This is a genomic window from Actinopolyspora lacussalsi (assembly GCA_030803735.1).
In the GTDB taxonomy this organism is placed as follows: Bacteria; Actinomycetota; Actinomycetes; order Mycobacteriales; family Pseudonocardiaceae; genus Actinopolyspora; species Actinopolyspora lacussalsi.
Genome location: JAURUC010000001.1, coordinates 2,467,468 through 2,479,748, shown reverse-complemented (window position 1 = coordinate 2,479,748; position 12,281 = coordinate 2,467,468). Strand labels below are relative to the sequence as shown.

Below are 12,281 nucleotides of genomic sequence, written 5' to 3'. Positions count from 1 at the left end.
GAATGATGGGGGTATCAGGGGCGTATCCAGCCGTGGACTGGGTCTTGAGAGACAGTCTCCAAATCGAAGGATCTCGTGCACTGCGGGGTGGGGCTTGCGTCACAATGCGGGTCGGCATGCACGGATTCAGGTCTCCCTGACCGTGCCAAAACCTGTCATCGAGTGACTGGCGTCTCTGTCGTGTTCGTTGCGTCGTATCGAAATGCCTTCGAACCATGCAGACACGACGATAGCCCTGAATCAAGATTGTATGCTTTGGAGTCTTTGTGTTCAATGAAGGAATCGACAGGGAAATTATGTCCGTCGAGCAAGGGTGTCCCGACCGTGCGCAGGTGGAGCGGAGGGGCACTGTCACCAGGACGCAGTCGACGTTCTCGGTTCCGGTCGACACGCTCCTGTCCGCTGACTCACCGAGGCTGGACGGCGAGGATACCGAACACGTGCGGATACTGGCTGAGTCGGACGATCCGCTTCCACCGATCGTCGTCCATCGCCCCACCATGCGTGTCATCGACGGAATGCATCGCCTGCGTGTGGCACTGCTGCAAGGCCGGAGTCACATCGAGGTAGAGTTCTACGATGGCGACGAGGAGGACGTGTTCATCCTAGCGGTACAGGCGAATGTGAGACACGGCCTCCCGCTTTCCCTCACCGATCGTACTGCCGCCGCCGCACGCATCGTCGATTCGCATCCGCAGTGGTCGGATCGAGCCATCGCGCTCATCGCAGGGCTCTCAGGAAAGACCGTGGCCGCGATCCGACGCCGTTCGACCGAAGAAGATCCTCGGTCGAACACCCGGATAGGCAGGGACGGTCGGGAGCGGCCGTTGAACGGTGCCACCGGACGACGGCTGGCCAGTGAATTGCTACGAGAGCGTCCGGATGCCTCTGTCCGGGAAATCGCCAGGGCTGCCCGAATAGCACCGTCGACCGTGTGTGACGTCCGAAAGCGAATGCAGTCGGGAGAGGATCCGGTACCGTCGCGGCAACGTGGTGGGCACCGCGAGCGTGACCAGCCACAGGTAGCTGGAGAGGACGTCTCCATCGCCTACTGTGAACGGGAGGACATGCTGCGGAAGCTGCAGAAAGATCCGACCCTGCGGTTCAGCGAAACCGGTCGTGCTCTGCTGCGCCTGTTGCGGACCCAGTCGTTTCCCCTCGCGAACGTCGATATCGCCGAGTACGTCCCGTCGTACTGTGCGCAAACCGTTGCGGAACTGGCACGCGACCTCGGGCAGTCTTGGCACAAGCTCGCGCAACGTCTGGAGTCACGGGGGTGCGCGCAAGTATGACAGGAGCAAATATGACAGGGCACTGTCTGAGTAACCGGCGGAATTATACTGAGCGGTGAATTCCGGCGAGCGCCAAATCGACCATGGTCCGCAGCTCCTGACGAGTCGCTCCACTGCGCGCCTGTACGGCGATGCCGTGTTGTACCGTCGCGACATAGCTCGCCAGCGCGGCGGGATCGGTCTCGGCCGGTAGATCCGCTGCTGCTATCGCGCGTTCGAATCTTTCGCGCAGCCGCTGCTTGTCATTGTGTCGTATCTCGGCCAGACGTGACCTGACGGCGTCATTCTCGCTGGAACAGCTGAGCGCGCCGTGCACGATCAGACAACCGTGCGGCGCGTTCTCGTCGGTGGTGGCCTCCGCGGCCCCGTGCCAGATCCGAGCTATGACCTCGTGGGCGGTGGGAGCTGTTATCGCCTCGTCGACGTACTGAGCGATGGTGCGGCTGTAGCGCAGCAGCGCCCGCTCGAACAGGGCTTCCTTGCTGCCGAACGCCGCGTAGAGGCTGCCGCGGCGGATACCGATCGCGTCGGTCAGATCGGCCAGGCTCGTGCCTTCGTACCCCTTGCCCCAGAAAACGGTGAGGGCAGCGTCGACAGCCGCGTCGAAGTCGAACTCTCGGTGACGTCCTCTCGGCATGGGGTCTCCCCGTGGCGCGGGTGTTCTGACTCGTGCTCAACGGCCGTTGACCACGAGCACCGTGTTCGGGAACCAGGTTACCGCTTGACAGTATCTCGCTGCCTCGTTCTAATGATGACCGATCGGTCAAGATTTGTACGCGGCGTCCGTAGCGGTGGACGCCGCACATGTTCACGGTTCAGAGGCAGGCGGTATGGACGACGCTCCGGCCGTCGGGGGCACGGCATCCGACGGCGTAACCACGACCCCCTTCGTCCACGTGCCCGCGGGCGGTGGATCAACGGTGTGGCTCAACGGGGACGTGTACTCGGTCAAGATCGGCCAGGAGGGTTCCAGCGGCAACTTGGGACTGCTCGAAGCCTCGGTTCCTCCGGGTGGGGGGCCGCCGATGCACAACCACACATATGAGGACGAGGCTTTCTACATCGTCGAAGGCGAACTCGAAATCTACATCGGCGATCAGACCGTGATCGGGCGCTCCGGGGATTTCGTATTCATTCCGCGCAACACGATGCACGGATTCCGCAACAAGGGTCTGCACACCGCTCGACAACTCCTCATCTTCACACCAGGCGGCTTCGAGCGTTTTTTCCTAGAAACCGGGAGACCCGCGGTGCCAGGAGTAGCCGTTCCCCACTTCCAGCCCTCCGACAACGAGCACGCGATCGAGGTCGGAAGACGTTACGGATCTTTTCAGGCACAAGCCGACTCCGTCGGTTGACCCAGTACGACAACGAATCCCGTCGAGAGGAACTCCACCGCCATGCCCATCGCCGTATATGTACTGGGGCTCGGAATATTCGCCCTGGTGACCAGCGAACTGCAGGTCACCGGAATGATGCCCGCCATGGCGCAGGAACTCGGCGTCTCCGTCTCCCAGGTCGGCTATCTGATCTCGTTGTACGCCCTGGCCATGGCGATCGGCGGGCCGTTCCTGAACACCGCGCTGCTGAGGCTGCCTCGTCGGTCGGCTCTCATGGTCCTGTTCGGGGCTTTCGTGGCCGGTGAGGTGCTGGGAGCGCTGTCGCCGGGATACGGATTGTTGATCGTCGCCCGCTTGATCACCGGTGCGGTTTCGGGAGCCTTCTTCGGCGTGGCCATCGCCGCCGCGATCCAACTCGCCGGCCCCAACGTCGCGGCTCGGGCGAGCTCCATCGTCCTCAGCGGTCTCATGGCCGGCACCGTGCTGGGGCTTCCGCTGGCGAACTACATCGGTTCGTCCTTCGGCTGGCGGATGAGCTTCTGGATCGTCGCCGTCATGGCGATTACGGTGGGCGCACTCACCGCCCTCGTCGTGCCTCGTCTCGAGGCTTCGCAGGAAACAAGCGTGCGCAGCGAAATCGCCGCGTTCCAGAACTGGAGATTGTGGGCGGTCTACTCCACCAGCACCCTGGTCATCGGCGCGACTTACGCGGCGTTCAGCTACTTCACACCCATCCTGTCCGAGGTGACCGACTTCGGTGCGACCACTGTCACGACGCTGCTGTTCGTGTACGGGGCTGCCACGATCGTCGGCAACTACATCGTCGGCAGGCTGGCGGACACGAGGGCCATCAGCACCCTGACGGCCGGAGTGGTGTCACTGATCGTCCTGCTGATCGTTTTCGGGCTGTTCACCACACGGCCCCCTGTCGTCGTCCTCGCGCTGATCGGAATCGGTCTGGTCGGTGTGACCATGAATCCAGCGCTGGTGGCCCGCGTGATGGGGACGGCGAACGGCGGTTCACTGGTGAACACGGTGCACACGTCCTGCATCACGATGGGAGTCGTGTTCGGATCCTGGGTGGGTGGCCTGGGGATCAGTGCCGGTTACGGATTGCGGGCCCCGTTGTGGATCGGGGTCATAATAGCGGTCGCCGGTTTTCTGACCCTGCTTCCCGACATTTTGACCAGGGGAGCCTTCTCAGGAACGAACGCCGCACCGGATTCTCGGTCGGAGCCTGTTGCGGAGGCGGCTGACTCGATGGCCACTACGGACAGAACACGGGAGTCGAAGTGAATCAACTCATCGGTAAGGTTGCCCTGGTCACCGGCGGAAGTCGCGGAATCGGCGCCGGAATCGCACGTTCCCTGGCGGAAGCGGGCGCGGATGTGGCCATCACCTATGTGCGGAACAAGGATGCGGCCGAGACGGTCGTCGATGATATACGGAACGCGGGATGTCGCGGTTCGGCACACTCGGCGGACCTGATGGTGCCGGAAGAAGCGTCTTCCGCGGTCGAGGAAACCGTGGCGGAATTCGGTCGACTCGACATCCTGGTGAACAATGCCGGTTTCATGGACCAGTCAGGAGTCGCCTTCCAGGATCTTCCGACGGATACAATCGACCGCACTCTCCACGTCAACATCCGGTCTTGTGTCCGGGCGGCCCAGGCGGCTACTCGGCATCTCGAAGAAGGCGGGCGCATCATCAACATCGGAAGCTGTCTGGGAGAGCGAGTTCCTGGGCCGGGCAACACGTTGTACGCCATGAGCAAAGCGGCGGTAACGGGAATGACCAAGGGACTGGCACGGGATCTCGGTCCTCACGGCATCACAGTGAACCAGGTTTCGCCCGGACCGGTGGACACCGATATGAACCCGGCCGACGGTCCGACCGCCTCGATCCAGCGCGATCTCACGATACTCGGCCGTTATGGCGAGCCTACGGAAATCGCTGCCGCCGTCGTGTACCTGGCCGGGGATGGAGCCTCCTTCGTTACCGGCGCCACGTTGCCGGTCGATGGCGGCAACACTGTCTGACCAGGTTTCGATCGGCTCGGAGCGTGGCTGTCACGCGGTCGCACCCAGTCCGCTGGAGTACGGTCTCGCATGAGTCTCGGATCGGAGTGGTATTCATCGTGAAACTCGCATGCCGTATCCGGAGGAATGGGGAGGTTGAACGGCCGGGGGCAGTGGGATAACCCGATCTTCGGGAAGTAATCCTGAAGTAGGAAGCAGTAGGTTACTGTTGTTCCGATGTGGCCGGTGTCACGTCGGTATTTCGCCCTGTTCGGAGTGGGATGCCCGGCGGATCGCCGGAACGGACATCGCGGTAAACGAGCACTCTCGTGCTTGTCGGACAAAAAATCGAAGGTGCGTCCAGGGTGGCCCTGGGCGCACCTTTTTGTTTTTTCGCGCAGTGATTTGAAACACTTTTTCGTTGTTCTGGCTAACATGTGGAATCTCGCCGTTTGTCGAGTGGTGCGGTTCGCGTGAACGCCGTTGACAAACAAGGATGGTTGTCATCTTATGGAACTTGCGCTGATCGCGGGGTTCTCGAGGTTCCGGATATTTTTCGTTCAATTAATCGTGGAAGGTGAGAACATGAATCATGCGTATGCGGATGTGCTTGCCCAGGGTAGTGGGTCGTTTCGCCTCGACAGGTTGGTCCGCACCGCGGGAGTGTGTGAAGGCGTGGTTACTGGACCGGACGGAATAGCCGTAGGAACCGCGACTCTGCGACACCTATCGGGCCACCAACAGGCCGATACGACGCTCGTGGACTACGTGCTTGAGCACACAGCGGATCTCGGCAGTGAAGTCGCTCCGGTGCTCGGAGCACTGGTCGAGCAGGCCTTCGCGGACGGGTCACGCCGGGTTGAGCTGAGGTGCTCGCTGGAGGACGTGGAACGGGCGAGGGCAGCGCTGGGTGCCGGGATGCGCTATGAAGGGATCACGCGAGAGCCGGAAACCTTGGGAAGAGCCGTGTTCTCTCGATTATCCCACGACGTCGGTACCCCGATACCGCCCTGCTTCCCTGAGCTGCAGGCGGGTGGCTTGTCCGACGGTGTAGTACGTCTGCGTGTCACACACCCCGAGGATGCGCGAGCGCTGTACGAGGAGCAGGCGAATCCGGAGGCGAAGCGGTTCGCGCTCGTCGAACCACTCACCGAGTGGGACATCGCAGAGAAAGCCGTTCGTGCGCGAATGGAGTGGTTGACCGGCCCACAGGGATTGATGACCATCGTTGACGCGGCGACCGGTCAGCCTGCGGGGAAACTGGCCCTGCGTTCCGTTGTCCCGCCGAAGGTGGCCGACGTCGGTTACGGTGTCCTCCCCGCCTATCGGGGACGCGGATTCGCCGCACGAGCCCTCAAATTAGCGACGACGTGGGCACTTCGGGGGGCGGGTTATTCCCGACTCGAACTCGGCGTAAAGCCGGAGAATCAGGCTTCCCTGGCCGTTGCCCTGGCAGCTGGATATCTGCCGGACGGTGTCCGTAGTAACCGTCTCCGCAATCTCGACGGCACGTTCAGTGACGAGATCCATTTCGCCGCGACCGAGTCGGCACTGAATCTCGTCACATACGCCTGATACCGCCCACTTCCTCGATGACTTTGGGGGTAGCCATTCATGTCTGTCACCTCAACCACCACAACCTCCCTGATCGATATCGCCACCACGCTGTTGGGACCGGAACGCGTGTTTCACCACCAAGGAGCACAGGGTCCCAACGTGAGTTTGTTCCCTTCTCGGCAGGTGCCTGCCACCCTCCGCCCCTCATCGGTCGACGACGTTCGTCAGTTGCTGGAACGAGCGAACGACACGAGCGCACCGGCGCCCATGCATGTCGTCAGTACCGGCAGGAACTGGGGATTGGGCTCACGGGAACCCGTTGCCGACGGCACGGTCCTGCTGGACGTCGGCGAGTTGGACACCCTGCGCGCCCTTTCCACCGAGGGAGGCTGGGCGATCGTGGAACCCGGTGTTACCCAGGGCGAGCTCGCAGCGAGACTGCGCGGGACTGATCGGATGTTGAATGTCACCGCGTCCTCGGCGCACACCAGTGTGCTGGGAAACGCACTTGACCGAGGAGTGGGGCTACGCAGACAACGCGTCGCCGACCTGGTCGGCCTGGAGATCGTGCTACCGGACGGTGAGCTCGTTCGGATCGGCTGGTGGCCCGACCTGGCGGACGGCACTTCTTCGGCGATCTATCCCTACGGACTCGGTCCCTCGCTGGTGCAGCTGTTCGCCCAGTCCGACCTCGGGGTGGCTACCGCGGGGGTGGTGCGCCTGATGCCCCGCCCGGAGCGGATGAACACAGAGCGCTTCGAATTCGACCGGCAGGATCTCCTCGCGGCTGTTGACGAGCTGCGCCGATGGGTACGGCAGGGCTTGGTCAACGGGGTTGTGAAGATCTACGACGCGACGGCGAACCAGTTGTACGGTGCTGCTTCCGCAGGCTATCGGGCGCATGTGTGCATCGACGGTCTGGATACCGCGGTCGAACGCGTTTCAGAAGTAGTCGCCGCCGAGGCCGCACGGTCCAGCGTACTGACCAGGTTGCCCGAACCCGACGGCGACGACGTCGTGAGCACCATGGTCGACAATGCTTACGCTGGTGATCCCGACACGAACGACTGGCTGCTGGAAGCGACGTTCCGGCGTTCGGCATCCGAAGTGGATGAGGGTGAGTTGGGTTGGCTCTTCTTCCTCCCACTCGTGCCGTTCACGGGTGAGGATGTCGCGCACGCGTACGAGCTACTGGAATGTGTCCACCGGGAAACGGGTGTACGACCGGGGGCCACGGTGAACGCACTCGACGGTGATGTCGTCGACTTCGTCGTGTCCATGAAGTACCCACGTCGAACAGCGGAGGCGGAAGACGCACACCGTGCTCTCGACCGACTCTACGAGTTGTTCGGCACCGCCGGTTACCGCCCTTACCGTCTGGACGTCGATCACGCTGGCTGGAATGACGGCGCTCCACATACCGAGAACGCGCGATGTCTGTCCCGTCGCATCAAGGATCTCATCGATCCGAATTTCGTACTCGCTCCCGGACGCTACCGATGACCAACGACCACATCCGATGACCACCGAGCACATCCCTTCCACGAGTTCCAAGGAGCAGATCATGACCACTGTCGCCCAACACGTCTCCGAGACGAACCTTCCGGCGGAAGCGCTCACCACGGAAACGCTGCTGGAGCGTGTCCACGTACTCGCACCTACCCTGCGCGAGCGGGCGCAGGAGATCGAACAACACCGTTGCCTGCCTCGGGACATCGTCACTTCGATGCGGGAAGCAGGAGTGTTCCGGATGAACATGCCGCGCTCCTGGGGCGGCCCGGAGCTCACGTCAGCACAACAGATCGAGGTGATCGAAGCGTTGGCGAAAGCCGACGCCTCGGTGGCCTGGTGCGCGATGATCGGTGCCGACTCCGGGATCTACTCAGGATACCTCCCCGATGAGAAGGCGCGGGAAATGTTCCCGCGCCTTGACATGATCACCGCGGGCTGGATCCACCCCGAAGGCGTCGCCGAGCGCGTCGCCGGCGGGTACCGGGTCAGTGGTCGGTGGCGATTCGGAAGCGGCTGCACACACGCCGATTGGTTGGTAGCCGGGTGCAAGGTTTACTCGGATGGGGAACCGGAATCTGATCCTCGTGGAAACAGATCGGAAAATTGGCGCATCATGGTCGCGCGCCCTGAGGATTTCGAGATTCTCGATACCTGGCATACCACCGGACTGGCGGGCAGTGGTAGCCGTGATTACACCGTAGAGAACCTTTTCGTGCCGGAGGAACGGTCTTTCAGCCTGGACGAGCCGCGTCGGGATGGACCGCTCCACGCGGCCCCGGACACTATTCTTCGTAAAATGGCCGGGGTGCCGCTTGGTGTTGCCAGGGCCGCCATCGACTATGTCCGCGAGCTCGCGGAGTCCCGTGTGGATCGTGCGACTGGTGACCGTTGGGCGGATAAGGGACGAGTCCAGAATGCCGTCGCCACCGCTGAGATCCAGCTGTCGAGTGCTCGCGCCGCGGTTTTCGACTCGGTGCACCAGCAATGGGAGAAGCTCGTCTCGGGGACACCGCAAACCGCGTACGAGCGGGCTGCGGTTGCCTTGGCTCGCTACAACGCTTTCCGTGTCGCGCGGGATATTGTCAACTCGCTTTACGACCTCGTGGGCGGAGCGGCTATCTACCGGACCGCTTCCCCGCTGGACCGTTGGTTGCGCGACTGCACCACGATGTGTCAGCACGCAGTGGGACAGGAACAGATTGTCACCTCAGCGGGGCAGCTATTGCTCACCGGACATTCCGACAGCCTGTTCCTCTGATATATCGAACGCGATGACGTGAGTCCGCGTGCTCACACCACGGGGCACTATTCGGATTCGCGGGGATTGTCCGGCGAAGGTTCTTCCCCGCCCGTATCGGCTCCTTTTCCGAGCTCTTCGACCCCGAGGCCCTCATGTCGGACGAGCTCATCAGCATCTTTCGTGACAGGTTCGGCTGAGCGTGCGTCAAGCATATCCGGACGATGCCGGGGGGCCATGTCCAGAACCTCGTTACGACGCCGGTCCGGACCAAAACCGCAACACTTCTCCTGACCACCGAAGGTTGCCAAATGAACACAGAAATACTGGATGCACCTCCGATCGACACCCGAATCGATCTGGATCCGACGCTTGCCGAACAGCAGCCACCCTGGGAATTGCCGGAGACAGTCAGCGAGGTACGGGAACGTCTGAACAAAGCGTCCGCTCTGGTCACGCAGCAGGAAGTGTACTTGCTCAGGACATTGCTCGCGGGCGTGGCCGCCGGGCAGTACCAGGTTGTACAAACGGGCGACTGCTCCGAGGACCCTGCCGAATGCACGCCCGAGTACCTCTCTCGCAAGGTGGGGGTGCTGGACCTCGTCGCAGGTGTGACCGCCGCTCACTCGGGACTTCCGGTGCTGCGTGTGGGACGGTTCGCGGGGCAGTTCGCGAAACCGAGATCGCGGCCGGTCGAGACAGTCAATGGTTACGAGTTACCGGTTTACCGAGGCGAGCTCGTCAATGGCTCCGCGCCGAACGAGGAGGAGCGTCGTCCGGATCCGCGGCGGATGCTTGACTGCCATGCCGCAGCGCTCAGCGCGATGAACTACCTGCGGCAACGTTCGGGGGCGTGGAAAGCTTCGGTGGGTGCTCCCGTTTGGACGAGCCACGAAGCGCTCGTGTTGGACTACGAGCTGCCCCAGATTCGGCCCTGCGTAGGGGAGAGATCTTTGTTGACCTCGACGCACTGGCCCTGGATCGGCGAGCGCACCCGCCGAGTCGACGGAGCGCACGTGCGAATGCTCGCCAACGTGGTGAATCCGGTCGCTTGCAAGGTCGGTCCTGGTATCGACGTCGACCAATTGGTGAGACTTTGCGAAGCGCTCGACCCTTCCCGAGAGCCGGGCAGGCTGACGCTCATCGCGAGGATGGGTGCGGACCGTGTCGCCGAAGTGCTGCCCACTCTCGTAACCGCGGTTCGGCGAGCGGGTCATCCGGCGATCTGGCTGTGCGATCCGATGCACGGCAACACAACGACGGCGCCGTCGGGGTACAAGACTCGACTGCTCAGCGAGATGAGACGTGAGGTGCACGGCTTTCTCGAGGCAGTGGACGTTGGCGGTGGTGTGCCCGGCGGGTTGCACCTGGAAACCACGCCGGACGCCGCTGTCACCGAATGCGTGTCCGATGCCACTGGAATAGCCGAGGTGGGAAGGCGCTACACATCGTTGTGCGACCCGCGGCTCACTCCACGACAGGCCGTGGAGATCGCCTCGGTTTGGCGGTCGTCATCCGGCGCCCCGTCCACCGGGCCTGTTCCACCCGCTTCCGCGAGCGTTCCAACACAGTGAGGAGCACGTGTGTCCATCCACTCGACCGGTCCTCCGAGCACCTCGGACGTAACAGCGGAGGTGTTTCGTGAAACCATGGCTTCGGTTTGCGCGCCCGTCACCATCGTCACCACCATGAGCGGTGACAAGCCGTACGGCGCCACGGTGAGTGCGTTCGCTTCGCTGTCCACGACACCACCGATGGTGCTCGTTGCTCTCGACCGACGTTCCACCTTACTGATGAGACTGTGCTCTTCCCGGCGATTCGGAGTGAACGTGCTCGGGTCGAAGCAGGCGGATACCGCGATGCGGTTTACTCGACAGGAGATCGATCGCTTCGCGGGACTCGATTGGTATGTGGACCAAGAGTTGCCACGAATCGCGCATACAGCCGGTTGGTTGGCGTGCGAGCTGGCCGAGCTTGTGGAAGGCGGCGACCATCTTGTGGCATTCGGTCGTGTAACGACAGCCGACAGCACACCGCAGAGTCCGCTCACCTACCATCGCCGTTCCTTCGGCACACACCGCACTCTGGGATTGAGTGACAGGACGGGTAATCCTCATTCGGTCGGCGATGGCCCACCGTAGGAGCCTGAAAGATCGAGATGCCGAAACATCGGAGTCGCGGCGGAACCAGTTTTCCCATACCGCGCGGAAGGATCCTCCTTATGGATTGACCAGTTACGATTAGATCCTCTCGCTGCTTACGAAGCTCCCAGCAGAGCCGTTATACGTTCGAAGGCGGGGATCTCCCCCCGCCTTCGGCGAACGTACAACCAGCCAAAATTCCTTAACCGTCCAGGAAACGTGTAAAAATGTCCCTGAGTTGTCGTATCGCAACGCGGCCTTGACCGCACCCGTGGGTGCGGTCTTCCCGTGGCGATACCTAATACCCGCGAGCGGGTCTTACCGAAGTTTCCAGCGGGCTTGTTTGCCATCCCGGCGCCACTCTCCGCGGACGTCGCCGCAGCGGACGATCGAAAACTCATCAAGTGAGGTGCTACGCGACCGGTTCGGCGGAACCGGTCGACGAAGTCCGACTAGAGTCCGGCGGCGACCAGCAGGGATCCGGGAGTGTGGTCGTCGGGGAGTTCGAGCAGTCGGTCGATCACGTCGCATACCTGGCCGCTGGAATGCCACCAGGTGGTGCTCGGTTCGAAGACGTTCTCCTCGTAGCTCGGCATCCTGGTCGCCGTCACGTGGTCCTCCGATTCGAGGCGCACCACGTCGATGACGTTGTCGTGCCCACGCACGCCGACCAGCGCCCGCAGCTCGCCACGGGAATCGGTGGACTGCATGAACTGAAAACCCCGGGCCATCAGTTCGCGCAGTCGCGCGTCCGAATCGCACTGGGTGTCAGCTGATGAAGTCATCGAACTCTCCGTCCTTCGCGCCGGCCACGAACGCGGCGATCTCGGCACGGGTGTAAATGAGAGCGGTGCCTTCCGGGTCACGGGAATTGCGCATGGCGACCTCGCCGCCGTTGAGCGCGGCGACCTCCACACAGTTCCCGATCGCACCGCTGTGCCTGCTCTTGCGCCACCGCACACTCGGCAGCTCGGCAGCCGAGGTGCTGGTGCGGGTCATCTCGCTCATGTGGTCACCTTTTCTGCGTTGTGCATCTGCACGTGCACAAGATCTTGCCAACGGGGCGCCGAAAAGGCAATGCATCTGCACGTGCAGCTGCACGAATACACACGATCGTGCGAGATTGTTCAGGTTCCTGTGCAGGGTGTCACCCGGGTATACTGCTCGGAAATTTCGGCGTTCGG

Annotated in this window: 12 protein-coding genes; 9 read left to right on the top strand and 3 right to left on the bottom strand. The window is 62.4% G+C overall.

The genetic code is table 11. From position 1 onward, the window contains the following. Positions 1-296: 296 nt before the first annotated feature. Positions 297-1,292 (top strand): streptomycin biosynthesis protein, encoded by a 996-nt coding sequence (locus J2S53_RS11010; protein WP_456240884.1) that lies wholly within the window; start codon positions 297-299, stop codon positions 1,290-1,292. A 43-nt stretch (positions 1,293-1,335) separates the two neighbouring features. On the opposite strand, the gene J2S53_RS11005 is transcribed toward J2S53_RS11010, so the two are convergent. Further along, positions 1,336-1,929 carry a TetR/AcrR family transcriptional regulator gene (locus tag J2S53_RS11005; RefSeq protein ID WP_456240883.1) on the bottom strand — a complete coding sequence of 198 codons (594 nt, stop codon included), beginning with the start codon at positions 1,927-1,929 and terminating at the stop codon, positions 1,336-1,338. A gap of 193 nt (positions 1,930-2,122) precedes the next feature. On the opposite strand from J2S53_RS11005, the gene J2S53_RS11000 reads away from it, so the two are divergent. The 8 genes from J2S53_RS11000 to J2S53_RS10965 all read left to right on the top strand — a co-directional run bounded on the left by J2S53_RS11000 (position 2,123) and on the right by J2S53_RS10965 (position 11,097). Beyond that, a complete protein-coding gene (locus tag J2S53_RS11000; RefSeq protein ID WP_456240882.1) occupies positions 2,123-2,650 on the top strand; it encodes a quercetin 2,3-dioxygenase in 528 nt (175 codons plus the stop codon). Between the two features lie 42 nt (positions 2,651-2,692). After that, a complete protein-coding gene (locus J2S53_RS10995) occupies positions 2,693-3,928 on the top strand; it encodes an MFS transporter (protein ID WP_456240881.1) in 1,236 nt (411 codons plus the stop codon). Further along, positions 3,925-4,671, top strand: coding sequence for an SDR family NAD(P)-dependent oxidoreductase (locus J2S53_RS10990; protein ID WP_456240880.1), 747 nt, complete (start codon positions 3,925-3,927; stop codon positions 4,669-4,671). The genes J2S53_RS10995 and J2S53_RS10990 overlap by 4 nt, the downstream gene beginning before the upstream one ends. Before the next feature lie 747 nt (positions 4,672-5,418). Further along, a complete protein-coding gene (locus J2S53_RS10985; RefSeq protein ID WP_456240879.1) occupies positions 5,419-6,225 on the top strand; it encodes a GNAT family N-acetyltransferase in 807 nt (268 codons plus the stop codon). A gap of 39 nt (positions 6,226-6,264) precedes the next feature. Continuing rightward, positions 6,265-7,710, top strand: a complete 1,446-nt coding sequence (locus tag J2S53_RS10980) for an FAD-binding oxidoreductase (RefSeq protein ID WP_456240878.1) — start codon at positions 6,265-6,267, stop codon at positions 7,708-7,710. A gap of 61 nt (positions 7,711-7,771) precedes the next feature. Continuing rightward, on the top strand, positions 7,772-8,977 hold the full coding sequence (locus J2S53_RS10975) for an acyl-CoA dehydrogenase family protein (RefSeq protein WP_456240877.1): 1,206 nt from the start codon (positions 7,772-7,774) through the stop codon (positions 8,975-8,977). Between the two features lie 290 nt (positions 8,978-9,267). Next, entirely contained in the window at positions 9,268-10,530 is a 1,263-nt protein-coding gene (locus J2S53_RS10970) for a 3-deoxy-7-phosphoheptulonate synthase (protein ID WP_456240876.1), read from the top strand. 9 nt (positions 10,531-10,539) lie between these two features. Next, positions 10,540-11,097, top strand: coding sequence for a flavin reductase family protein (locus J2S53_RS10965; protein WP_456240875.1), 558 nt, complete (start codon positions 10,540-10,542; stop codon positions 11,095-11,097). Positions 11,098-11,549: 452 nt separating this feature from the next. Here J2S53_RS10965 and J2S53_RS10960 read toward each other — a convergent pair whose 3' ends face one another. Together J2S53_RS10960 and J2S53_RS10955 are read right to left on the bottom strand one after the other, a co-directional pair. Further along, a complete protein-coding gene (locus J2S53_RS10960; protein WP_456240874.1) occupies positions 11,550-11,882 on the bottom strand; it encodes a hypothetical protein in 333 nt (110 codons plus the stop codon). Next, positions 11,866-12,105 (bottom strand): DUF397 domain-containing protein, encoded by a 240-nt coding sequence (locus J2S53_RS10955; RefSeq protein WP_092979792.1) that lies wholly within the window; start codon positions 12,103-12,105, stop codon positions 11,866-11,868. The genes J2S53_RS10960 and J2S53_RS10955 overlap by 17 nt, the downstream gene beginning before the upstream one ends. Positions 12,106-12,281 lie beyond the last annotated feature (176 nt).